The organism is Phyllobacterium sp. MT110 (assembly GCF_058792715.1).
In genome coordinates, this window is the sequence record NZ_JBXAFE010000002.1 from 66,433 (window position 1) to 89,730 (window position 23,298).

The following is a 23,298-nucleotide window of genomic DNA, read 5'->3' on the forward strand; positions in this document are numbered from 1 at the left end:
TCATCATCCTTCGCAATCAAGCGGCATTGGATTGGAGGTGGCGCGCAGCCACCGAAGAGGTTGGGGCACGGATAGCCAGCGGCTCGGCCTTGTCGATCGCAGCACCGGCCACGGCATCGCCGATGACCACCATGACGGGACCGTCAAGGTCAGGGCGCTGTTCCAACGCCGGCAAATCCTGCAGCGTGCCATGGAACATGCGGCGATCCGCACGTCCGGCATTTTCGATCACGGCCACGCCGGTATCGGCATGCAGGCCGGCGCTCATCAGCCGTTCGGCGACGGAGGCTGCCACGCTGCGGCCCATATAAACCGCGATGGTTGCGCCCGAGATGGCGAGGCGCGCCCAATCGGGCAGCACTTCGCCTGCCATGTCATGACCCGTGGTGAACACAAGGGAGGATGCGACACCACGCAGGGTCAGAGGCAATTGCATATCGGCCGCCGCGGCAAAGGCCGAGGTGATGCCGGGAACGATCTCGAAAGGGATACCGGCGGACCGCAGCGCCGCCATTTCCTCACCGGCGCGGCCATAGACCAGCGGATCGCCGGATTTGAGGCGCACGACGCGCTTGCCTTCACGGCCGAGCGAAACCAGCAGTTCGTTGATTTCGCTCTGGCTTTTCGAATGGCAGCCCTTGCGCTTGCCGACGGAAAGCCGGGCTGCATCGCGGCGGCCCATGGAGACGACAGCCTCAGGCACCAGTGCGTCATAGACGATGACATCCGCTTCCATGAGAACGCGGTGCGCGCGCAGGGTCAGCAGATCCTCGGCGCCAGGACCCGCGCCGACCAGCCAGACATAACCTTTCGGCTCGTCCTGATTGTCGAGGAGCAGCCCGGCGGCCTGGCGGGCACCGTCGAGATCATTGTTGTAGACCTTGCCGGCCACATCGCCCGAGAAGAACGAACGCCAGAACAGACGGCGCGGCAGGCCTTTCTTCACCAGCTTTTCGACAGCGGGACGATAGGCATTGGCGAGACGGGCAAGATCGCCCAGGCGCGGCGAGAACGCCGCATCGATACGGGCGCGAATGATCTGGCTGAGCACGGGCCCCGTGCCTTCCGAACCAATGGCAATGGCAATCGGCGCACGGTTGACGATGGCGGGGGTGAAGAAATCGCAGAGTTCCGGACGGTCGACCACATTGACCGGGACATGCTGGCGGCGCGCTTCGGCGGCAATGGCACTGTCCTGCACTTCATCGCCTGTGGCAACAAAGGCCAGTTTTGCGCCCGAAAGGTGCTTTGGGGAAAAATCTTCCGCGACATGCTGGTGACGGCCCGCGCGGATGAACGCGGCCAGCTCGTGTTCCGGATGGGCCGCAACAATGCGGATCAGCGCATTCGTCTGCGCCAAAAGCCGGGCCTTGTTCAGTGCTTCTTCACCTTCGCCGACAACCACAACCACTTCATTCCGCACGCGGAAGAAGGCAGGAAAGACAGAAAGCTGATTGGCATGGATAGACATGAGCAAGACAATCCCGGTGAATGCTGGGATTATCGTTGATCGGACGGCTCTTTATAAGGAACAGAAGTGCGCCGAATCGAACGGCGGAGCATAGAATTTCTGAAAATCCGGGAACAAGCGGATTCCCTTTCCATGCATTGCAAGAAAATGCTGCCCAGCCTTTGCCGGGAATGGCAAGACGGGACAGGCAACAGCAAACGGCGCCTGTTCAAGGAACACCGATTCAATACACGACTACTTTTATCGTGTTAACGTGGAAATGCAAGCCCTTTCGCATGTCGTGCAAAAGGCCATCACCACAGCGTCGGAATGAGACGGTAACGCACCAGCTGGCAATAGGCGGTGTAACCCGGCAAATTCGCCTTGAGATATTTTTCCTCATCGAGCAGACGGGCAACGATCACCAGGCTGAGCGCGATGGCAAAGGGCAGAGACCACAGCGACCCAAGCGCGAGGGATGACGCAATGAAGGCCAGCACGCAGCCGGAATACATGGGATGCCGTACAACGCCATAGGGTCCAGTTGCGATGACCCGCTGCCCCGATTTGACCTCGATAATACTGGAGGCATGGCTGTTTTCCCGGAATGCAAGAAAGACAATCCAGGCCCCGGCGAGAAAAGCGGCATTGCCAAGGATGACCACCGAGACGGGCAAGGGCAGCCCGGTAAAGTGACGCTCGATCCCCGGCATGATGTAGGTCAGGAGGCCGACCACGGCCGCTACGGTCTGGATGCGCTTCTGCGCCGGTTCGTGCTCGGCGCCCGCCCCGGCCCTCAACCGGCTTGCGACAAGGGCGGGATCGTGTTGGAGAAAATAATAGGAAATGAAACTCGTACTGGCGCTGAAGACCAGCCAGAAAAGCCAGCCCTGCCAGAACGACAATGACCAGGCGGGCAGCATGAGCAGCAACAGAAGGATGACGATGCCCTTCGCCTGCCCCTCCCACGCCTTCCTGTGCAGGTCATGCGGCGAGAGATGCATGGACATGATCAACTCTCCTTCGGTTGCGGCGCGAGACCGGGGATATCGGACACCCCGTCTGCTTCGGCCTTATCCAGTAGAATAGAGCCGAAACCCGATTGCCGGCAACCATCGTGGTGCCTGCCGCTTCAGTCGGCGAGCGCGCACCCGGCACGCTTGATCATATCACGCACGATCAGCGGTGTGGCTGCCATCTGCTGCCACCGGCCCTTTGGCTGCGCCTCCAGCGCGCGCCGCACCGCCTTGTCATCGAGAGTGATGCGGGTTCCGCACGCTGCAAGCGGCGGGCCATCCGTTTTTGCTGCAAAGTCCATGATGATAGCCGCGGTCTCTCCCACACCGGCGAGATAGGCGGTCAGAACCTGGCTCGCAGTGGGATTGGACGATGCCTGGTCGAGCATCGCCATGACCTGCGTGACCGAAATCTGCCCCTTGGCGGTGGACGCCGCCGCCATTGAGGCGGTTGCCAATCCAAGGGTGAAAGCTATGGAAATGAAAAATGCGCTGGCCGTTCCAAGAAGGGGCATTCCGAAATCTCCTGTGTCGGTTCGAAATTCGTATCTCGAAAATTTATTATTGTAAAACGATAATTTATTGCTATTATTCCGGAAGAAAACTCACAGAGGTGCCCCATGAGCAATCGTTCTTCGCTTGATATGCCTACGACTGGACACATGCCCGCTCACCGCGCGGAGCGTATCCGGCGTCTCAGTAAAATCATGTCGGGTCTGTATCTCGCCACATCGGTGATCTTGACCGCAGGAACTCTCTACTACTGGTTTGCGACGCCGCCGGCCGATATCCTGACAGCGGCCAAGCTACCGGTTACCGGGGTGGAAAATCTTGGTTTCCCGATCCGTCTTCTTGCTTTTCTCGTTTCGATGCTGCCACTGGCAGCGTTGATCTGGGGATTAAGGCAGGCCCAACAGTGCTTCAACGGCTTTGCCAAACAGCAGTTTTTTACGGCCGAAACCGTCGGCAGCCTGCGCGCTTTCGCAATGGCGGTCTTTGTATCGACACTCCTCCAGCCTTTCGCCTATGCAGCCCTCTCGCTCATTCTGAGCTGGACCAACCCGGCCGGGCAGCGCGCACTGTCCATCGGCATCAGTTCGGACATGTGGCTCGGATTGCTGTTTGCCGGAACCATCATCGTCATTGCCTGGGTGATGCGGGAAGCCATCGCGATAGCCGATGAAAATGCCCAATTCATCTGAGGATATGCCCATGCCCATCAAAGTCAGGCTCAATGTCATGCTGGCCGAGCGCAACGTGAAATCCAAGGATCTGGCGGAACATGTCGGGATAACGGAAGCCAATCTGTCCCTGCTGAAACAGGGCAAGGTGAAAGGTATCCGCTTCGAGACCCTGGAGCGCATCTGCGACTATCTCGACTGCCAGCCCGGCGATCTCATGCGGTATGACAAGGAGGAGAGCTAGACCGTGAAAAGAGCCGGGACATGCACCGGCCAGCGCCATGGCACAATCGCCACGAGATCATACCGCAATGACAGGTTCGCATAGTCGGGTTGACGGGCGAGCCACAGATCGGCCGCCGATTCGATGCGCTTCATGGCTGTCCAGGTCACCGCGCCCATCGCCTGTTCAAGTGTCCGGCGTGCCTTCACTTCAACGATGAGCACAAGATCGCCGCGCCGGGCAATGAGGTCGATCTCGCCAAGTCTGGTCCGGTAGCGCCGCTCGACAATGCGAAAACCTTTCAGCATCAGGGCAACAGCAGCGAAATACTCGGCGAAGTGACCGCGCCTGTAGGCCGTGTGTCGCTTGCCCGCGCCTGTCATTTCATTGCAAGCAACCGCTGGTAGAGTTCACCCTTCGGCCGGCCCGTCATGCGCGATGCTTCGCCCGCTGCCTTGGCCGGCGACATTTCAAGGACAAGCGCACGCAGCAATGCATCGACATCATCGTCGGTACGGGCAATGTTCTGATCGCCCTCGGGCGGCCCGACAACAAGAACCACCTCGCCGCGGATGCGGTCCTCGCCATCGAATTCCACCGCCAGTTCCGCCAGCGGCAGGGTAACCACGGTCTCGTAGGTCTTGGTCAGTTCGCGGCACAGCGATGCCTGCCGTTTCGGGCCGAACACCTCGACCATATCCATTAGCGTGGCGGCGGCCCGATTGGGCGATTCAAAAAACACCAGCGCGGCATCCAGCGTCTTCAGCGATTCAAGTTTCGACCGGCGCTGCCCCTGTTTCGACGACAGAAATCCGGCGAAGTAAAAGCTGTCGGTGAACAGACCCGAGGCCGTCAGCGCCGCCAGAACAGAGGATGCACCGGGAATCGGCACCACACGGATACCGGCTGCCTTGGCTTCCGGCACGAGGCGCCCGCCCGGGTCGGAGACCAGCGGGGTTCCTGCGTCGGAGACCAGTGCCACACTTTTCCCGGCAAGCAGCGCTTCGATCAGTTTGGGCCCGGCTTCCCCGGCATTGTGTTCATGATAGGCATAGGGGCGGCGGGAAATGCCGTATCTGTCCAGAAGAACCCGACTGACGCGTGTATCCTCGCAGGCGATCACATCGGCCGCTGCGAGCGTTTCGATGCCGCGCAGCGTCATATCGCCAAGATTGCCGATGGGTGTGGCGACGATGTAAAGCGCCGGCTCAAGCGGCCGGGCACGAAACGCCGTGTTGCCGATCTGATAGTCCCGTTCCCTGGCTTCCCCGTCAGACACGTTGCACCCTCACGCCGCCAGATCGGCAATGACCGCATTCAGAACGATGGCGCCTTCGGGCGTCGTGCGGATGCGGCTGTTGCCGATATATTCGATCAGACCCTGTTCGGCCAAGGAAATCACGCGCTTTTCCTTGACGCCGTGGCCGGTCAACCGCTCATAGCGCGCAAGATCGATGCCTTCGACGAGCCGCAGGCCCATCAGCAGGAATTCATCGCCTTCCTGTTCCCCGCTCAGCAACTCTTCCTCGACAACGCCATGGCCATCGCTCTCGACCTTGCTGACCCAGGTTTCCGGGTGGCGTTCGGTGATCGTCACCGCACGCTTGCCGTTCTCGATAAAGCGGCCATGGGCACCGGGTCCGACGCCAACATACTCGCCATACCGCCAGTAGACGAGATTGTGCTGGGATTCGGCACCGGGTGCCGCGTGGTTGGAAATCTCGTAGGCCGGCAGGCCGCGCCGGGCCGTGACATCCTGCGTTTCCGCATAAAGCGCGGCCGCGTGATCGCCATCGGGCGTTATCAGTTTGCCGGCTTTCCACAACTGGTAGAAGGGCGTGCCTTCCTCAATCGTCAATTGATAGAGCGACAGGTGATCGGCGGCGTAGGAGATAGCGCGGTTGAGCTCTTCCCGCCATGCTTCGATGGTCTGGTCGGGCCGGGCATAGATCAGATCGAAGGACAGGCGCGGAAAAATATCGCGCGCCAGACCGATTGCCACCAGGGCTTCGTCGACATTGTGCATGCGCCCGAGCCGCCGCAGGTCAGGATCGTTCAGCGCCTGTACACCGAGCGAGACACGATTGACACCTGCCGCCCGGTAGCCGCGAAAACGGTTGGCCTCGACACTGGTCGGATTGGCTTCCAGCGTGATCTCGATGGTGTCAGGCACGGACCAGTTCCTGGCGATTTCGTTGAGGACCGACCCGACAGTCTCCGGCTCCATCAAAGACGGCGTACCGCCGCCGAGAAAAATGCTGGAAATCGTGCGCGGACCGGTGCGCTCGCGCATGGTCGCCATTTCGCGGGCGAAGGCCGCGGTAAACCGCGGCTGATCCACCGGCTGGTGACGGACATGCGAATTGAAATCACAATAGGGGCACTTGGCCATGCAGAAAGGCCAATGGACGTAAACGCCAAAGCCCCCTTCATTCTCCTGGCCGCGCAGCAATGGGGTCATCAGGCCCCCAGACAATCGCGGGCAAAATGCTGGAAAGCCCGTGCACGATGCGACAGCGCATCGGCTTCGCCGGGCTTCCAGCCATGTTTCTGCTCGGCGGTCATTTCCCCGAAGGTCGCATCATGGCCTTGCGGCTTGAACACCGGGTCGAAGCCGAAACCGGCCGTGCCGCGCGGCGGCCAGACGATCTCGCCTTCCACTTCGCCGCGATAATAATTGGCTTCACCGTCGGGCCAGGCGAGGCAGATCACGGAAACGAAGCGGCCGCCGCGATCCCTGGCGTCAGTGATGCCCCGTTCCTGCAGCGCGGTTTCAACCTTTTGCATCCCATGGGCGAAATCCCGCTTGCCATCCGGCAGTTCCGCCCAGTTGGCGGTATAAACGCCGGGGTCGCCATCCAGCGCATCGACACAAAGGCCGGAATCATCGGACAGCGCGACAAGGCCGGTCGCCTTGGCCGCCGCGAAAGCCTTGATGTAGGCGTTCTCTTCGAATGTGGTGCCGGTTTCATCCGGTTCCGGCAGACCGAGGTCGCCCGCCGACACCACTTCGAAACCGAAGGGGCCGAGCAGATCGATCATTTCCTGGATCTTGCCCTTGTTGTGACTGGCAACGAGCAGTTTGCCTTTTTCGAGTGTTCTCATGTCAGGTTCCATAAAGCCGGTTCGGCAAATTCAATCGAGTTTCCGGACGGATCGCGGAAATACAGGGAGCGGGCGCCATTGGGCCAGTCAAATTCACTTTCGATGGCGATACCATTGGCCTCAAGATGGGACTTCCAGCCGGAAATTTCATCCCGTGTTGCGCGAAAACAGACATGGCCCGGCCCCTTGGCACCGTGGGCCGGGATGGGAAGACCGCCCTTGGGCCTTTCCCTCAGCTTTTCCGCATCGAACAGGATCAGGACACCGGCGCCGCAGCGGAAAAACACCGATTCATTGCCCGCCCGCAGGATGACGTCCAGTCCGAGTATATCGGCATAGAACCGTGCAGCCACGTCGATATCGGTCACATAGAGTGCTGTTTCCAGAATACCCGATGGCTGCATGGTGTTTTCCGCTTACGAGACCGCCATTTTCTGCAGGGAAACCAGCCGGGTGATGCCGTTGCGGGCAAGCCCCATCAAGGCCAGCAGCTCGTCCTGCGAGAATGGCTCGCCTTCCGCCGTTCCCTGCACTTCGACGATACCACCTTTGCCGGTCATGACGAAGTTGGCATCGGTCTGTGCCGTTGAATCCTCGGCATAATCGAGATCAATCACGGGCGTGCCGTCGGAGATGCCGCAGGAAATTGCCGCAACATGGTCCTTCAATACCTTTTCGACCTTGAGCATCTGGCGTGTTTCCATCCAGCGCAGGCATTCGTGCAAGGCAACCCAGCCGCCGGTGATGGCTGCCGTCCGGGTGCCGCCATCCGCCTGAATGACATCGCAGTCCACGGTGATCTGCACTTCGCCCAGCGCCTGCAGGTCCACGACGGCACGCAGCGAGCGGGCAATCAGCCGCTGGATTTCCAGGGTGCGGCCGCCCTGCTTGCCGGATGAAGCCTCGCGGCGCATGCGGTCGCCGGTCGAACGCGGCAGCATGCCGTATTCCGCCGTTACCCAGCCTTTGCCGGTATTGCGCATCCAGCCTGGGACCTTTTCCTCAAGGCTGGCGGTGCACAGGACGTGTGTATCGCCAAACTTGACTAGGCACGAGCCTTCAGCATGTTTGGAAACGCCGCGCTCGAAGGAAATGGCGCGCATTTCGTCTGGGGCTCGTTTGGAAGGACGCATGGAATGACCTCTTGAAAAATATGGTTGTCCGGCCTTTTAGAGCAACGGACGCTTAAATGGAACCATGAAGCAAAAGCTTTGATGATTGGACCGACAACGCCTATATTCCCTGGCAGAGAACAAGGGCGTCGCACAGAATGAACAAGGCAGTTACTCCCGAACCATTGCAATCCCTCGACCAGCGGTCACGGGATATTTTCCGGCGCATCGTCGAGAGCTATCTCGGTGACGGCGAACCGGTGGGATCGCGCAACCTGTCGCGCATCCTGCCCGTGACGCTTTCCCCGGCGACCATCCGCAATGTCATGAGCGATCTTGAGCATCTCGGCCTTGTCTATGCGCCGCACGTGTCGGCGGGACGGCTGCCGACACAATTGGGCCTGCGGTTCTTTGTCGACGCCTTCATGGAGGTGGGCGACCTTTCCTCCGACGAGCGCAATTCCATCGAGGCGCAGGTGCGGGCGGGCGGCGACGCCCAGTCGAGCGAGAACATGCTGACGCAGGCCAGCCAGATCCTGTCGGGCATGTCGCGTGGCGCCGGACTTGTGCTTGCAACCAAAGCGGAAGGCGCACTCAAACACATCGAGTTTGTGCGGCTGGAACCCACCAAGGCGCTGGCGGTGCTGGTGACCCAGAGCGGCGACATTGAAAACCGGGTGATCGACCTGCCGCCCGGCGTGACGCCATCGCAATTGATCGAAGCATCGAATTTCCTCAATGCGCATATTCAGGGCCGCACCATCACCGAAGCGCGCGTGGAAATTGCCCGCTTGAAGGACGAAACCCAGCAGGCGCTCGATGTCCTGTCGCAACACCTGGTCGAGCAGGGACTTGCGGTCTGGGGCGGCACGGGTGGCGGCCAACCGCCCCGGCTCATCGTGCGCGGGCGCGGGAACCTTCTGGATTCCATCAACGCCGAAGCGGATCTCGACCGGCTGCGCCATCTGTTCGATGATCTCGAGACCAAGGAAGGCACGATACAACTGCTCGATCTGGCCGAAGCGGGATCGGGCGTGCGCATTTTCATCGGCTCCGAGAACAAGCTGTTTTCACTTTCCGGCTCATCTCTGGTCATCGCGCCCTATCGCGACTCGGAACAGCGGGTCATCGGCGCCCTCGGCGTTATCGGCCCCACCCGGCTGAACTATGCGCGCATTGTTCCGATGGTGGACTATACGGCGCAGCTGGTCTCACGACTGTTGCGATAGAGCGAAGGATACTGCACTGGCGCTGTGCCGCCACGCGAACTTCCTCCGCTTCGGGCATTTGCACTTGATTTTCATGGCCTAAACCTCGATATCCAGCGCACATTCGATTTATGAACGGACAGGATAGATGACTGAAGAAAAGAAACATCATGACGCACCCGATCTCGATCAGCGCGATCTGAAGAATCCGCGCGACCGTGATGCGCTGAAGCGTGCCGCCGATGATTTTCTGAAATCGCGCAAGGCAGAGGAATATGCCATGGCGCAGGAAGAGGAAGAACAGGCGGAAGCAGCCAACAGCGTCGAACTGGATGCATTGCGCGGTGAAAATGGCGATCTGCGCGATCAGCTGCTGCGTCTGGCCGCCGATATGGAAAACCTGCGCAAGCGCACCGCCCGTGATGTTCACGATGCGCGTTCCTATTCGGTCGCCAATTTCGCCCGCGACATGCTTTCGGTTTCCGACAATCTGAAGCGCGCGCTCGAAGCCATTCCGGCCGATGCCCTCGCCAATGGCGATGCAGGTTTCAAGGCACTGGCCGAAGGCGTGGAAATGACCGAGCGCTCGATGATGTCGGCGCTGGAACGCCACGGCGTCAAGAAGATCGAACCACAGGGCCAGCGTTTCGACCCGAATTTCCATCAGGCCATGTACGAAATTCCCAACGCAGACGTGCCGCACAACACGGTGCTGCAGGTGGCACAGGCCGGTTTCGTCATCGGCGACCGCATGCTGCGCCCGGCACTCGTCGGCGTTTCCAAGGGCGGCCCGAAGCAGGCTACGGGCGAAGGCCAGGCAGAGCCGGGTCCGATCAACCCGCAGGCGGAAAAAGACGCATAACCATAGCGTCATCTCAACGACAAAGGCCAGATTCCGGCGGCGGGGTCTGGCCTTTTCAATTTAGCTGTTTACGCTCCGTATTGGTCATGTTCTACCTTTTGCATGGAGGGGAACAGCCGATGACATCGATCCAGATATTCAATTATGCGGGCGTTTTCGTTTTCGCCGCGACAGGCGGCCTCGCCGCCTCGCGCCGCCAGCTTGATATCATCGCTTTCGTGTTTCTCGCTGCGGTAACGGGCATCGGCGGCGGCACCCTGCGCGACCTCATCCTCGGTGTCCCCGTCTTCTGGGTCCGGGAGCCCGGCTATATCCTCGTCTGTGCCGCGGCGGCCATCATCGTCTATTTCTCTGCCAATCTCCTGGAATCACGCTACCGGCTTCTGCTGTGGCTCGATGCGCTGGGGCTTTCGGCCTACAGCGTCATGGGCGCGGCGAAGGCGCTGGCGCTCGGCTTCAGCCCGACCATTGCCGTTGTGACAGGCATTTTGACGGCCACATTCGGCGGCGTGCTGCGCGATATCGTTTCCGCGGAACCGTCGGTGCTGATGCGGCGCGAAATCTACGTCACCGCGGCGCTTGCCGGTTCGGTCGCCTACACGCTGCTGCTGGGGCTTTCGGCGGGGCCGGAGGTTTCGGCCCTGTTCGCCGCGCTGACCGCCTTTGCGGTTCGCGGCGGCGCGCTTTACTTCGGCTGGACCCTGCCGAACTACCACAAGGTGGGCCGCACGCCTGAAGAGCTCAAGCGTGACGGCATCGTTCGATCAGAGTAACCCGGCCTGCTGGGCAGCCACTTTCAGATTTTGCGCCGGACGCGGTCCGATCTGCTGGATCACGAGCCCGGCGGTCAACGAGCCCAACCGCGCGCAATCGGTCAACGAGCGGCCATTGGTGTAGCCGAACAGGAAGCCCGACGCATAGAGATCACCCGCACCCGTCGTATCGACAAGCTCGGCGATCTCGATCGCCGGAACGGCAACGGTTTCGTCTTTCGAGACAACCACCGAGCCCTTTTCCGAGCGGGTGATGGCGGCGAGCTTGCAATCCTTGCGGATGGCATCGAGCCCCTTCTCGAAATCGTTGGTCTGGTACAGCGACTTCAGTTCCGCCTCGTTGGCGAAAACAATATCAACCGTGCCGGAACGCATCAGCTCAAGGAATTCCTCGCGGTAGCGATCCACGCAGAACGGATCCGACAGGGTCATCGACACTTCGCGCTCGTGCTCATGGGCAATCTTTGCCGACAGGCGGATGGCTTCCTTGGCCCGGGGCGGATCCCAGAGATAGCCTTCGAAATAGGTGACCTTGGCTTCCGATACCTTGGAGCTTTCCACGTCTTCCGGTCCAAGCTCGACACAGGCACCGAGATAGGTGTTCATGGAGCGCTCGCCATCGGGCGTGACGAAAATCATCGAGCGGGCCGTGGGCGGCGGCGCTTTCAACACGCGCGTATCGAAGGCGACGCCCTGCGCGCGGATATCATGGGTAAAGATGTGACCGAGCGGATCGTCAGCAACCTTGCCGAAATAGGCGGCGCGGCCGCCAAGGCTGGCAACGCCGGCCGCGGTATTGCCGGCACTTCCGCCAGAAGCTTCGATAGCCGGTCCCATGCGCTCATACAGAAATTCCGCACGGTCGGCATCGATCAGGTTCATCGCATTCTTGATGATACCGTTCTTGACGATAAAATCATCATCCGTGCGGGCGATGATATCGACAATGGCATTGCCGATGCAAAGCACGTCATAACTCGACATGAAAACTCCAGGATTGATTCAATTGCAGTTCTTGGCCTCTGGTTCGCCAAGTCCTAGCCGGAACAGCGGGCCTTGACTACCCCTAATGCGCGGGCGCGCCTTGTCTCTGCGGGACGTGCTCCTTATGTCCCAAACATTGGAAAGACCGGAAAGGAAGAACGGCACCATGATTTTTGACAGCGCCCAGGCCGCCGCAAGTCACCTGTTCCGGCCGGAATTCCGTTCTGTCCTGTGGAAGTCTCTCGGAATGACCGTGCTTCTGCTGATCGGTGCCTGGTTCGGGCTGCGGGAACTCTTTGCCTTGCTGGCATTGCCCTTTTTCGATCAATGGATGCCGGATCTGCCATCCTGGGCCGGCTGGCTTGGCTTTATCGCCGGTATATTCGCCAGTATCGCCCTGGCGCTGGGGCTGGCACTGCTGATCGCGCCAGTTTCGGCCGTCGTCGCCGGAATGTTTCTCGACGATGTGGCTGAAGTTGTGGAAAAGTCGGATTATCCGCTCGATCCGAGGGGCCGCCCGCTGCCGGTCCTGCGCTCCTTCGTGCTTTCGCTAAAATTCCTCGGCGTCATTATCCTCGGCAATATCATTGCACTGCTGATGCTTCTCATTCCCGGCGTCAACATCATCGCGTTCTTCGTGGTCAACGGTTATCTGCTCGGCCGGGAATTCTTCGAATTCGCCGCCATGCGGTTCCGCCCGGAAATGGAAGCCAAGGCGCTGCGGTCGAAACATGCAACGACGGTTTTTCTGGCCGGTCTCGTCATTGCGGCCTTCATGGCCATTCCGATCCTCAATCTTTTGACCCCGCTGTTTGCCGCCGCCATGATGGTGCACCTGCACAAGACTGTGGCTCAATCGGAACCACCCGCAGGGCTGCGCTAGAAAACCTGTGGGGGCAGCGGTACCAAAGGCGCCGGCAGCTCCGATGTCTTTTCCGCTGCCTTGCAGATATCGGCAATGACGCAGGCCGTGCATTCGGGCTTGCGGGCCTTGCAGACATAGCGGCCATGCAGGATCAGCCAGTGATGGGCGTGATAGAGATATTCCGCCGGAATGATCTTCATCAATTTGGCTTCCACCTGATCCGGTGTCTTGCCCGGCGCGAGGCCAAGCCGGTTGCCGATGCGGAATATATGCGTGTCGACGGCCATCGTCGCCTGCCCGAAAGCCATGCTGAGCACCACATTGGCGGTCTTGCGGCCGACACCGGGAAGCTTGACCAGCTCGTCGCGATCATCCGGCACCTCGCTGCCATAGTCGCGGATCAGGGCTTCCGACAGGGCAATGACGTTTTTGGCCTTGTTGCGCCAGAGCCCGATGGTGCGGATGTATTCGCCGACAGTTGCCTCGCCGAGATCGCGCATCTTTTCTGGTGTATCGGCAACCTTGAACAGGGCGCGGGTTGCCTTGTTGACGCCGACATCCGTCGCCTGGGCAGAAAGCGCAACCGCGACCAAGAGGGTAAAAGCATTGACATGCTCGAGCTCGCCCTTGGGTTCCGGCCGCTGGATCGAGAACCGGCGAAAAATCTCGTGGATCTCATCGGCGGTATAGCGTGTACCGGCGACAAGGCGCGGCCGCTTCGCCGGCTTTTCGGCGACCGCACTCACGTCAATCTGATCAAGTTTGCTCTTGGGATTTTCCATGACCCTTCTATACTCAAGCGTCATGAGCCAAACAATGAACCCAATTGACGCTGTCGCGCGCAATGAAGAGGAAATTTTCCGCGCCCTGCTGGTGCCGCACCGGTCGCTTGGCCGCAAAGGCTTTCTCATTGTCATGGCCGCGATCGGCGGATGCAGTTTTCTGACCGGTCTTTTCTTCCTGTCGCTGGGAGCATGGCCGGTTTTCGGCTTTTTCGGCCTTGATGTCCTCCTGATCTATCTTGCCTTCCGGATGAACTACACCGCAGCAAAAGCGCATGAGGAGGTCAGCGTTTCAAGAATCACGCTGCAGATCAGGCAGGTGGCGCCGTCGGGCCGGGCCAACCTGCACGAATTCAACCCGTTCTGGACACGGTTCAATGTCGCGCGGCACGCGGAAATCGGCATCACCTCCATGCGGGTGGAGGGACAGGGCAAGGCGGTGACAATCGGCTCGTTTCTCAATCCCGATGACCGGGAAAGCTTTGCCCTGGCATTCACCCGGGCACTGGCCGCAGCCAAGGGCCGGTAGTTTGCACGACGCGCAAGAATCGGGTGGCAGATCAGGCCCCTGCATGGTCATATGACACTCGACATGAATTGAAAGCCTGATCTGTCTTTGCGGTGCAACGCATCGGATCATGCCGGAATGAGGTAACCACCATGAAACCGCATGCCATCCTTCAGAACGATATTACGCCTTCGGGCAATGACTATGCCATTGTCAGCCATATCATCGAGCGGATCAGCGAGGATTATCGCGACCAGCCATCGCTCGAGGTCCTGGCCAAGGAGGCAGGACTTTCACCGACGGCCCTGCAGAAGCTTTTCACCCGCTGGGCCGGCCTGTCGCCGAAAGGTTTTCTGCAGGCCGTGACCATCGATCATGCCCGCCGCCTGCTCGACGAGGGCATGCCGCTGCTGGAGACGGCCATGGAAACCGGCCTGTCCGGGCCAAGCCGCCTGCACGACCTGTTTGTCACCCATGAGGGGATGTCGCCGGGCGATTACAAGACCCGCGGTGCGGGCCTCGTCATCCGTTACGGCTTCCATATCTCGCCCTTCGGGCGGGCCCTGGTGATGGTGACGGATCGCGGGCTGGCGGGTCTTGCCTTTGCCGATCAGGGGCATGAACGCGAAACCATGGAAGACATGACATCGCGCTGGCCCAATGCCACCTATGTCGAAGACCTTGGCGCCACGTCGCCCTATGCGGCACGGGTGTTCAACCCGGCTGAATGGCGTTCGGACCGGCCGCTGAAAGTGGTGATGATCGGCACGGACTTCCAGCTGCGTGTCTGGGAAGCCCTGCTGAAGGTGCCGATGGGCAAGGCCTGTGCCTATTCGGACATCGCCCAGGAAATCGGCTCGCCCAAAGCCTCCCGCGCCGTCGGTGCTGCGGTGGGCGCCAACCCGATTTCCTTCGTGGTTCCGTGCCATCGCGCCGTCGGCAAATCCGGCGCCCTCACCGGCTATCACTGGGGCCTGACCCGCAAACGCGCCATTCTCGGCTGGGAAGCCGGGCAGATGGGCGACGGCACGCAACTCGACATGGCCCGTTCCGGCTGATCGCCGCATCCTCCCGAGACACCCATCAAGGCCCGGCAGCAATGCCGGGCTTTTATCCTTTCAACGATGCGATCACATCGGCCAAGCCGGACAGAAGCGTCTCGCACTCTTCGTCCGTGCCGATGCTGATGCGCAGATAGTCGTGTATGCGCGGTTTCGGGAAATGCCTGACCAGAATGGCCTTGCTTCTAAGCTCGGCGGCGATCTGCGCGCCGACCAGTGTGGCATGGCGTGCAAACAGAAAATTGGCCGCCGACGGAAGAACCTCAAACTGCAGTGCGCGCAAGGCGACGGACAATCTTTCCCGGGTGGCCACGATCCGGTCGCGTTTTTCCTCGAACCATTTCGTATCTTCCCACGCGGCAACCGCTCCCGCGATGGCGAGACGGTCGAGGGGATAGGAGTTGAAACTGTCCTTCACCCGTTGCAGCGCTTCAATCAGCGCAGGCTGCCCGACGGCAAAGCCGACGCGCAGACCGGCCAGCCCGCGCGACTTTGAAAAGGTCTGGGTCACGAGCAGATTGGGGAAGCGTGCGACCAGGGGGATCGCACTTTGTGCACCAAAGTCCACATAGGCTTCATCGACCACCACGACCTGGTCGGGATGATCGGCAAGCAATGTCTCGATTTCCGCCAGGGGCAAGGCCGTGCCGGTCGGGGCATTCGGATTGGGCAGGATGATCGCGCCGCATGCCTGCCGGTAGTCGGCAATGCGGACCGCCATCGTGTCATCGAGTGGAACAGCCCGAAAGTCTATTGCGTAGAGACGGCAGTAGGTGGGGAAGAAACTGTAGGTGACATCCGGAAACAGCAAGGGCTTGTCGTGTTTCAGCAGTGCCTGGAACACGTGCGCCAGCACTTCGTCAGATCCGTTGCCGACAAAAACGTTATTGGCGTCAAGCCCATGGCTTTTGGCGATGGCTTCTCTCAGCCTGTGCGCCGTTGGATCGGGATAGAGCCGCAGCGCTTCCGTCGTCTCGGCTGCTATGGCCGCCAATGCGCGCGGTGACGGACCATATGGGTTTTCATTGGTGTTCAACTTGATCAGATCGGGCAGCACCGGTTGCTCTCCCGCGACATACGGGGTCAATGTGTGCACGAGAGAACTCCAAAAACGGCTCATCTAAATGTCCAGTACTGCGTTGGCCGGGTGATCGCGATTCAAGCGAACAGTGCGCGTCGATTCCCGTACCATGGCAAAAACAGACTCTTGCAACAATCGAAATCCCCAGCCATTGCGCTGCATTGAAGAAACTTTCGGGCAGGCCTTGACCTTCCAGTTACTGGAAGAATTACCTTTGCATCACTATCTTCCCGTACATGTCGAAAGTTCCATCATGAAACATGACCATCACGACCACGATCACGCTCATAGCACCCATGACCACAGCTGTTGCAGTACGCACGCGGCGCAGGCGGAGGTCGTGCGCGATCCGGTCTGCGGCATGCTAGTTGACCCTACGGCCGGCAAGCCGACAGCGGAGCATGCGGGCCGGGTGTTTCACTTCTGCTCGGCGGGCTGCCACAAGAAATTCACGACCGACCCGGAGCCCTATCTGACGGCGATCGATCCGGTCTGCGGCATGACCGTCGACCGGGCAACGGCAAAACACTTCCTGCGGCACGACAATGAGAAATATTATTTCTGCTCGGCCAGCTGCATGGCGAAATTCGAAAAGGCGCCGCAGGACTATCTCGGCGACAGGCCGGCGCCGATGCCGATGCCGGCGGGAACCCAATATACCTGCCCGATGCATCCGGAAATCGTCAAGGACGGCCCGGGGTCATGCCCGCTGTGCGGCATGGCGCTCGAACCCATGGGCATTCCCACCGGGGATGAAGGCCCGAACCCTGAACTCGTCGATTTCACCCGCCGGTTCTGGATCAGCGCGCTCTGTTCCATACCGCTGCTCTTCATCACCATGGGCCCCATGCTTGGCCTGCCTTTCCGCGACTGGATCGGGGAAAGCCGCGCGATCTGGCTGGAACTGGTCCTCGCCACCCCGGTTGTCCTCTGGGCGGCCATCCCCTTCTTCGAACGCGCCTGGGCATCCCTCGTCAACCGCAGTCCGAACATGTGGACGCTCATCGCCATCGGCGTCGGTGCGGCCTATGCGTTCAGTGTCGTGGCAACACTCGTCCCCGACATTTTCCCGCATGCCTTCCGCATGCATGGCGGCAGTGTGCCGGTTTATTTCGAGGCGGCGGCCGTTATCGTTACGCTTGTCTTCCTCGGACAGATCCTGGAGCTGAAAGCGCGCGAGCGCACCGGGTCCGCCATTCGCGCCCTGCTTGACCTTGCGCCCAAAACCGCGCGCCGCGTGGCAGCAGACGGGACGGAAAACGATATCCCGCTGGACGAGGTCGTGGCGGGTGACCGGCTGCGGGTCCGTCCAGGTGACAGTGTGCCGGTGGATGGCATCGTGCTGGAAGGCCGCTCGTCCATCGACGAATCCATGCTGACGGGCGAACCGCTGCCCGTTGAAAAGACTGAGAACGATCCGGTGACCGGCGGCACACTCAACCGCAACGGCACGCTGCTGATCAAGGCGGAGAAAGTGGGCGCCGATACGGTCCTGTCGCAGATTGTCGGCATGGTCGCCACCGCCCAACGCTCGCGCGCGCCCATTCAGGGCCTGGCGGACCGCGTCGCCAGCTATTTCGTGCCTGCGGTGGTTCTCGTCGCCATCGTCTCGTTCATCGCCTGGGCCTGGTTCGGACCGGAACCCGGCATGATCTACGGCCTTGTCGCGGCCGTCTCGGTGCTGATTATCGCCTGTCCCTGCGCGCTCGGTCTCGCAACGCCCATGTCGATCATGACGGCCACAGGGCGCGGCGCGCAGGCCGGTGTGCTGATCAAGGATGCGGAAGCGCTGGAACGTTTTGCCGGTGTCGATACGCTGATCGTGGACAAGACCGGCACCCTCACCGAAGGCAGGCCGAAACTCACCGACGTCATTGCAGACGGACCATTTGCCGAGGACCAGTTGCTGATTCTTGCAGCCAGCCTCGAAAAGGGCTCGGAGCATCCGCTTGCCGAAGCCATCGTCGAAGGTGCGAAAGCCCGCACTCTCACCCTGCTCAAGGCCGAAACGTTCGAAGCGGTGACCGGCAAGGGCGTTTCCGGCAGCATCGGCGGGCAGTCTGTTGCGCTCGGCAACAAGGCCATGATGCAGGACGCTGGTGCCGACATATCCGCCCTGAGCGGGAAGGCCGATGCACTGCGGACCGGCGGCAAGAGTGTCCTGTTCATGGCGGTCGACGGCAAGGCCGCCGGCATCATCGCGGTGGCCGACCCGATCAAGGCCACGACGGCTGAGGCAATCCGCCTGCTGCACAAGGCTGGCCTTACCATCATCATGGCGACCGGCGACAACAAGATCACCGCCCAGGCGGTCGCCGCCCGGCTCGGCATCGATGAAGTGCGCGCCGACATGATGCCCGAGAGCAAGAAGCGGCTGGTCGATGAGCTCCGGGCCAAGGGCGCAAAGATCGCCATGGCCGGTGACGGCGTCAACGATGCCCCGGCGCTTGCCGCGGCCGATGTCGGCATTGCCATGGGTACCGGCGCCGATGTCGCGATGGAAAGCGCGGGCATTACCCTGGTGAAGGGCGACCTCAACGGCATTGTCCGTGCCCGTCATCTCGCGGATGCAACCATCCGCAACATCAAGCAGAACCTGTTCTTCGCTTTTGTCTATAATGTGCTGGGCGTGCCGGTTGCTGCGGGCGTGCTCTATCCCGTCTTCGGCGCCATGCTTTCGCCCATGCTGGCGGCAGCGGCAATGAGCCTTTCCTCCGTATCGGTCATTGCCAATGCATTGCGGCTGCGGACACTGAAACTGTGAGGTTCCCATGAATATCGGCCATGCATCGGAAAAATCGGGCCTCCCGGCCAAGACCATCCGCTATTACGAGGATATCGGGCTGCTGAAGCCCGACCGGTCCGACAACGGCTACCGGGATTATTCGATGTCGGATGTGCACAAGCTGCGTTTCCTGCAACGCTCGCGCGGGCTTGGATTTTCCGTGGAGGAATGCCGCCAGCTTCTGGCGCTCTACGAAGACAAGGAGCGCGCGAGCTCCGATGTCAAAAGCATCGCCCGGACGAAACTGAAGGAAATCGAGCGCAAGATCACCGAACTGCGCGAACTGCAGCACACCTTGCAGCATCTGGTCGCCCATTGCCATGGCGACCAGCGGCCGGACTGCCCGATTCTGGAAAGTATTTCCGGTACGGCTGACGCTTAAGCCAGCGTGGAAACCACATCGGCCGAAATGCGCAATTCGCGCAAGGGGCGAACCACCGCTGTGGTTTCACTGTAGATCGGGTGCGCCTTGTAGGCGGCCAGCGCCTCGGCGCTTGCGAACTCGCCATAAACGACAATATCGATTTCACCCGAGATCGGATCGGTCTTGGTGTTCTTCATGACCTCGAACACGAGGGAGTGCGGAATTTCTCCAAGCCGCTTGAGACGCGTATGGATCGTGTCGACATCATCCGGATTGCGGGCGCTGAAGAATACAATATGGCGGATCACGGTCTTGTTCCTGCTTGATCGAACTGGCGCGGACTTTTAAAGCACCCGCCTTCGACGTCAATAGGTGTGCTGTCGCAGGCGGCCTCCATGACCGGCATTTTGCCGGTCCGGCACACAGTCTGCCCTGGTGGCTGCGAACACGCGGCATCCTGCCCTTGGCATTTCCACCAAGGGTGGGGTAAAGGTTCTGGCGCTCAACCGGCGCAAGCGACCTGAAAAAGCAAACTGAGGCGTATATGGCCGACCACGGTCAACAGACACGACCCGATCCTGACAAGCTGCTGGAGCTGGCCACGCGCGAATCGCGCGGCAAGCTGACCGTTTTCCTCGGCGCTGCCCCCGGCGTGGGTAAAACCTATGCCATGCTGGTGCGGGCGCAACGTCTGAAGGAAGACGGCACCGACATCGTCATCGGCCTTGCCGAGACGCATGGGCGCGCGGAAACCGCCGAACTTCTTGACGGACTGGACGTGCTGCCGCGCAAGCAGATCGGCTACAGGGGCCGCACGCTGGAAGAATTCGACCTTGACGCGGCCCTGGCACGCAAGCCGAAAGTGCTGGTCCTTGACGAACTCGCCCACACCAACGCGCCCGGCAGCCGGCACCCCAAACGTCATCAGGACATTGAAGAGCTGATCTGGCAGGGCATCGATGTCTGGACCGCGATGAATGTCCAGCATCTGGAAAGCCTGTCCGACCTGGTGACAAAGATCACCGGGGTGACTGTCCGCGAGACCGTGCCGGATGTGGTCCTCAAACGCGCCGACGAGGTGCTGCTGGTCGATCTGCCGCCGGCGGAACTGATTGCCCGGCTGAAGGAGGGCAAGGTCTACCTGCCCGGCAACGCCGAACGGGCAGCGCGGGGTTTCTTCAAACCGGCCAACCTCACCGCCTTGCGCGAGCTTGCCCTGCGCCGTACCGCCGATCGCGTCGACGACCAGATGATCGACCTCTTGCGGCAAAACGCGATCGAGGGTCCCTGGGCCACCGGCGAGCGGCTTCTGGTCTGCGTCGGACCGGACAGCCTGTCCGAAAAGGTTGTCCGCACCGCGAGCCGCCTTGCCTCCGGCCTCAACGCCCGGTGGCTGGTGGTTTCACTGACCAAGACCAGCGATGCGGGCATGGACACGGCGGCAAACCAGCGGCTTGATGAGATCCTTGACCTGGCGGAAAGGCTCGGCGCGGAAACGCGGCGCGTGATCGCCCGGGACTTTGTCGACGAGATTTTCCGCATTGCGCGGCGCGAGAATGTGACGCAGGTCGTGCTCGGCCGCCCGAAAGGCAAGCGTTTCTCCAATCCGTTCCGGCGGTCGCTTCCCGACGAGATCGTCAAACGCTTCACCGATGTCGGCGTCCACATTGTCACCGGGGACGAGCAGGACAAGCCCTATGTGCCCCCGGCGCCGCAGAAGCGCTCGGCACGCGAACTCGCCACATCCATCGCCATTCCGATAGCGGCAACAGCTGTGACGACGCTTCTGGGGCTTGGCGCCAGCGAGATCGTCCACCCGCAAAACCTTTCCATGCTCTATCTCGTTGCCGTCATCCTGTCGGCGATGTCGAGCGGGCGTTTTGCCGCCATCATTGCTGCCGGCCTGTCGTTTGTTCTCTACAACTACTTTTTCATCGAGCCGGTCCACAACTTAAGCATAGCCAAGCCGCATCAGCTGTTTTCGCTGATCATCTTTCTCGGCGTGGCCCTGATGATCGGTGATCTCGCCGGGCGTTTGCGCGACCAGGTGGCGCGATCGCGCAACCAGGCAAAAAACACGCAGGCTCTCTACGAATTCTCGCGCAAGCTATCGGGTACCGCCCGGCTGGATGATGTGCTTGTGGCTGCAGCCATGCACCTGCATTCAACGCTTGGAACGGGGGTGGTGATCCTGCTGCCGGAAGACGGCGACCTGTCGCTGCAGACCGCATGGCCGCCTGACATGACGCTCGACAATACGGACATGACAGCGGTGCGCTGGGCATTCGAGAAGAATGAACGGTCCGGGCATGACACGGGCACGCTGCCGCAGATCAGCTGGCAGTTCCTGCCGATCATGACATCGCACGGCGTTGCCGGCGTGCTCGGCCTTTCCATGACCGAGCACCCGGCCTCGCTGACGGAAAGCGAAGACCGCATGCTGGTCGCCATTCTCGATCAGACGGCGATCGCCATCGACCGTGCCCAGCTGGTGCGGGAAAATGCCAAGACGGCAGCATTGCAGGAAAGCGAAAAACTGCATGCCGCGCTGTTCTCCTCCCTGTCCCACGACCTGAAGACACCGCTGGCCTCGATCACGGGCGCCGTCACCACGCTGCGCGAGCTTGGCAGCCGCATCAAGCCGGAAAGCCACGACGATCTGCTGCTTTCCATCGAGGAGGAATCGGGGCGCCTGACCCGTTTTGTCTCCAATCTTTTCGACATGACCCGGATCGAAGCCGGTACACTGAAGGTCAAGCACAGCCCTGTCGATGCGGCGGATATCATCATTTCATCGGTCGAGCGCATGAAGCGGCTCAAACCGGGCGTCGCCATCGAGATCAGCATCGCTCCGGACCTTGCCACCGTCAGCGGGGATTCGTCCCTGCTCGGACAGGTGCTGTTCAACCTGCTCGACAATGCAGCGAAATATGGCGGCGACAGCCCGATCACCATCTACGCAAAGCAGGATGCGACGGAGGTGGCAATCAGCGTCACCGATCAGGGCAAGGGCATTCCGGCAAAGGACATTGACCGCATCTTCGAAAAATTCTACCGGCGCGTCAAAGGCGATGGCCGGGCGGCGGGAACCGGCCTCGGCCTGTCGATCTGCCGCGGCTTCGTTGAAGCCATGGGCGGCACGATCAAGGCGGAAAGTCCAGCCATCCGCAAGCGCGGTACGCGGTTTATTATCCGGCTTCCTATTTTCGATACAAGCGAGAGCGGAGATGCGACACCATGAACGAGAACCGCATTCTGGTTGTCGACGACGAGCCGCAGATTCAGCGTTTCCTGCATCCGGCACTGACGGCATCGGGCTATGACGTCATCTCCGCCGCCACGGGTGCGGATGCGGAACGGTTGATCGCCACCAGCGCGCCCGACCTTGTCATTCTCGACCTTGGCCTTCCCGACAAGGACGGCAAGGAGGTCATCAAGACCGTGCGCGCCTTTTCCGAAGTGCCCATCATCGTCCTGTCGGCGCGCGACCGGGAAGTCGAAAAGATCGCCGCGCTTGATCTCGGCGCCAATGACTACGTGGAAAAGCCCTTTGGCATCGGCGAACTGCTGGCGCGCGTGCGCACGGCGCTGCGTCAGAAAGTGGCGGGAACCAGCGTTCCCTCGCGCTTTGAAAGCAACGGCCTCGTTGTTGACATGGTCAAGCGGGTGGTGACGCTCAAGGGCGAAGCGGTGCATCTGACCCGCAAGGAATACCAGCTGCTGGTCCACCTTGTCCTGCATCCCGGACTTGTCGTCACCCATCGCCATCTCCTGGCATCGATCTGGGGAGCGGCCCACGTGGAAGACCTGCATTATCTCAGGGTTTTTGTCGGACAGCTGCGCGCCAAGATCGAGGAAGATCCCAACCACCCGCACTTCATCCGCACCGAGCCGGGGGTCGGATACCGGTTCATCGCGGAATAGAGATCGGCCGCAGC

At 60.7% G+C, this 23,298-nt stretch carries 25 protein-coding genes; 12 read left to right on the plus strand and 13 right to left on the minus strand.

Features of this window, described 5'->3' with window-relative positions; translation table 11 throughout:
- Positions 1-16: 16 nt before the first annotated feature.
- The 3 genes from cysG to AC1Q5O_RS11860 form a co-directional block, all read right to left on the minus strand.
- Positions 17-1,471 carry a siroheme synthase CysG gene (gene cysG / locus AC1Q5O_RS11850; protein WP_492563236.1) on the minus strand — a complete coding sequence of 485 codons (1,455 nt, stop codon included), beginning with the start codon at positions 1,469-1,471 and terminating at the stop codon, positions 17-19.
- Between the two features lie 293 nt (positions 1,472-1,764).
- Positions 1,765-2,460 carry a methyltransferase family protein gene (locus AC1Q5O_RS11855; protein ID WP_492563238.1) on the minus strand — a complete coding sequence of 232 codons (696 nt, stop codon included), beginning with the start codon at positions 2,458-2,460 and terminating at the stop codon, positions 1,765-1,767.
- A gap of 122 nt (positions 2,461-2,582) precedes the next feature.
- Entirely contained in the window at positions 2,583-2,981 is a 399-nt protein-coding gene (locus AC1Q5O_RS11860; RefSeq protein ID WP_492563240.1) for a chlorophyllide reductase, read from the minus strand.
- A 147-nt stretch (positions 2,982-3,128) separates the two neighbouring features.
- Between AC1Q5O_RS11860 and AC1Q5O_RS11865 the strand changes: the two genes are divergently transcribed.
- Both AC1Q5O_RS11865 and AC1Q5O_RS11870 read left to right on the plus strand, forming a co-directional pair.
- Complete coding sequence (locus AC1Q5O_RS11865) at positions 3,129-3,668, plus strand: DUF2975 domain-containing protein (RefSeq protein ID WP_492563242.1); 540 nt, start codon at positions 3,129-3,131, stop codon at positions 3,666-3,668.
- Positions 3,669-3,678: 10 nt separating this feature from the next.
- A complete protein-coding gene (locus AC1Q5O_RS11870) occupies positions 3,679-3,891 on the plus strand; it encodes a helix-turn-helix domain-containing protein (protein ID WP_105734015.1) in 213 nt (70 codons plus the stop codon).
- On the opposite strand, the gene AC1Q5O_RS11875 is transcribed toward AC1Q5O_RS11870, so the two are convergent.
- Genes AC1Q5O_RS11875 through rph form a run of 6 tightly spaced genes read right to left on the minus strand, consistent with a single transcriptional unit; the run spans position 3,888 to position 8,108 of the window.
- Entirely contained in the window at positions 3,888-4,253 is a 366-nt protein-coding gene (locus AC1Q5O_RS11875; RefSeq protein WP_492563245.1) for a YraN family protein, read from the minus strand. The genes AC1Q5O_RS11870 and AC1Q5O_RS11875 overlap by 4 nt on opposite strands.
- The gene (rsmI, locus tag AC1Q5O_RS11880) at positions 4,250-5,149 is read right to left on the minus strand and encodes a 16S rRNA (cytidine(1402)-2'-O)-methyltransferase (protein WP_492563247.1); all 900 of its coding nucleotides are present in this window, start codon (positions 5,147-5,149) and stop codon (positions 4,250-4,252) included. The genes AC1Q5O_RS11875 and rsmI overlap by 4 nt, the downstream gene beginning before the upstream one ends.
- Before the next feature lie 9 nt (positions 5,150-5,158).
- Positions 5,159-6,331, minus strand: coding sequence for a radical SAM family heme chaperone HemW (gene hemW / locus AC1Q5O_RS11885; protein WP_492563249.1), 1,173 nt, complete (start codon positions 6,329-6,331; stop codon positions 5,159-5,161).
- Positions 6,331-6,975, minus strand: coding sequence for an RdgB/HAM1 family non-canonical purine NTP pyrophosphatase (gene rdgB, locus AC1Q5O_RS11890; RefSeq protein ID WP_223614054.1), 645 nt, complete (start codon positions 6,973-6,975; stop codon positions 6,331-6,333). Before rdgB ends, hemW begins: the two co-directional genes overlap by 1 nt.
- On the minus strand, positions 6,972-7,379 hold the full coding sequence (locus AC1Q5O_RS11895) for a VOC family protein (RefSeq protein WP_223614053.1): 408 nt from the start codon (positions 7,377-7,379) through the stop codon (positions 6,972-6,974). Before AC1Q5O_RS11895 ends, rdgB begins: the two co-directional genes overlap by 4 nt.
- A 12-nt stretch (positions 7,380-7,391) precedes the next feature.
- Complete coding sequence (gene rph, locus AC1Q5O_RS11900; protein ID WP_223614052.1) at positions 7,392-8,108, minus strand: ribonuclease PH; 717 nt, start codon at positions 8,106-8,108, stop codon at positions 7,392-7,394.
- A 137-nt stretch (positions 8,109-8,245) separates the two neighbouring features.
- Here rph and hrcA point away from each other — a divergent pair, with 137 nt between their 5' ends.
- From hrcA to AC1Q5O_RS11915, 3 genes are all read left to right on the plus strand, one after another.
- Positions 8,246-9,316, plus strand: coding sequence for a heat-inducible transcriptional repressor HrcA (gene hrcA / locus AC1Q5O_RS11905; protein WP_403179521.1), 1,071 nt, complete (start codon positions 8,246-8,248; stop codon positions 9,314-9,316).
- Positions 9,317-9,443: 127 nt separating this feature from the next.
- Positions 9,444-10,157, plus strand: coding sequence for a nucleotide exchange factor GrpE (gene grpE / locus AC1Q5O_RS11910; protein ID WP_492563253.1), 714 nt, complete (start codon positions 9,444-9,446; stop codon positions 10,155-10,157).
- A gap of 119 nt (positions 10,158-10,276) precedes the next feature.
- The gene (locus tag AC1Q5O_RS11915) at positions 10,277-10,930 is read left to right on the plus strand and encodes a trimeric intracellular cation channel family protein (protein ID WP_223614049.1); all 654 of its coding nucleotides are present in this window, start codon (positions 10,277-10,279) and stop codon (positions 10,928-10,930) included.
- On the opposite strand, the gene AC1Q5O_RS11920 is transcribed toward AC1Q5O_RS11915, so the two are convergent.
- Positions 10,922-11,914: an adenosine kinase gene (locus tag AC1Q5O_RS11920; RefSeq protein WP_492563256.1), complete on the minus strand. Its 993-nt coding sequence runs from the start codon at positions 11,912-11,914 to the stop codon at positions 10,922-10,924. The two genes, AC1Q5O_RS11915 and AC1Q5O_RS11920, sit on opposite strands and share 9 nt — an antisense overlap.
- Before the next feature lie 166 nt (positions 11,915-12,080).
- Here AC1Q5O_RS11920 and AC1Q5O_RS11925 point away from each other — a divergent pair, with 166 nt between their 5' ends.
- The gene (locus AC1Q5O_RS11925; protein ID WP_492563258.1) at positions 12,081-12,797 is read left to right on the plus strand and encodes a sulfate transporter family protein; all 717 of its coding nucleotides are present in this window, start codon (positions 12,081-12,083) and stop codon (positions 12,795-12,797) included.
- Here AC1Q5O_RS11925 and nth read toward each other — a convergent pair.
- Positions 12,794-13,561 carry an endonuclease III gene (gene nth, locus AC1Q5O_RS11930; RefSeq protein WP_472462073.1) on the minus strand — a complete coding sequence of 256 codons (768 nt, stop codon included), beginning with the start codon at positions 13,559-13,561 and terminating at the stop codon, positions 12,794-12,796. The genes AC1Q5O_RS11925 and nth overlap by 4 nt on opposite strands.
- Before the next feature lie 34 nt (positions 13,562-13,595).
- Here nth and AC1Q5O_RS11935 point away from each other — a divergent pair, with 34 nt between their 5' ends.
- Entirely contained in the window at positions 13,596-14,090 is a 495-nt protein-coding gene (locus AC1Q5O_RS11935) for a DUF2244 domain-containing protein (RefSeq protein WP_492563259.1), read from the plus strand.
- Between the two features lie 131 nt (positions 14,091-14,221).
- A complete protein-coding gene (locus tag AC1Q5O_RS11940) occupies positions 14,222-15,127 on the plus strand; it encodes a methylated-DNA--[protein]-cysteine S-methyltransferase (protein WP_492563260.1) in 906 nt (301 codons plus the stop codon).
- A gap of 52 nt (positions 15,128-15,179) precedes the next feature.
- Here AC1Q5O_RS11940 and hisC read toward each other — a convergent pair whose 3' ends face one another.
- The gene (gene hisC / locus AC1Q5O_RS11945) at positions 15,180-16,250 is read right to left on the minus strand and encodes a histidinol-phosphate transaminase (RefSeq protein ID WP_492563262.1); all 1,071 of its coding nucleotides are present in this window, start codon (positions 16,248-16,250) and stop codon (positions 15,180-15,182) included.
- Between the two features lie 214 nt (positions 16,251-16,464).
- Here hisC and AC1Q5O_RS11950 point away from each other — a divergent pair, with 214 nt between their 5' ends.
- Together AC1Q5O_RS11950 and cueR are read left to right on the plus strand one after the other, a co-directional pair.
- Positions 16,465-18,975, plus strand: coding sequence for a heavy metal translocating P-type ATPase (locus tag AC1Q5O_RS11950; RefSeq protein WP_492563263.1), 2,511 nt, complete (start codon positions 16,465-16,467; stop codon positions 18,973-18,975).
- 7 nt (positions 18,976-18,982) lie between these two features.
- Positions 18,983-19,378, plus strand: a complete 396-nt coding sequence (gene cueR / locus AC1Q5O_RS11955) for a Cu(I)-responsive transcriptional regulator (protein ID WP_223614041.1) — start codon at positions 18,983-18,985, stop codon at positions 19,376-19,378.
- Here cueR and AC1Q5O_RS11960 read toward each other — a convergent pair.
- A complete protein-coding gene (locus AC1Q5O_RS11960; RefSeq protein ID WP_223614040.1) occupies positions 19,375-19,668 on the minus strand; it encodes a Dabb family protein in 294 nt (97 codons plus the stop codon). The genes cueR and AC1Q5O_RS11960 overlap by 4 nt on opposite strands.
- Before the next feature lie 236 nt (positions 19,669-19,904).
- On the opposite strand from AC1Q5O_RS11960, the gene AC1Q5O_RS11965 reads away from it, so the two are divergent.
- Both AC1Q5O_RS11965 and AC1Q5O_RS11970 read left to right on the plus strand, forming a co-directional pair.
- A complete protein-coding gene (locus AC1Q5O_RS11965) occupies positions 19,905-22,601 on the plus strand; it encodes a DUF4118 domain-containing protein (protein ID WP_492563265.1) in 2,697 nt (898 codons plus the stop codon).
- Positions 22,598-23,284 carry a response regulator gene (locus AC1Q5O_RS11970; RefSeq protein ID WP_288195144.1) on the plus strand — a complete coding sequence of 229 codons (687 nt, stop codon included), beginning with the start codon at positions 22,598-22,600 and terminating at the stop codon, positions 23,282-23,284. The genes AC1Q5O_RS11965 and AC1Q5O_RS11970 overlap by 4 nt, the downstream gene beginning before the upstream one ends.
- Positions 23,285-23,298: the final 14 nt, after the last annotated feature.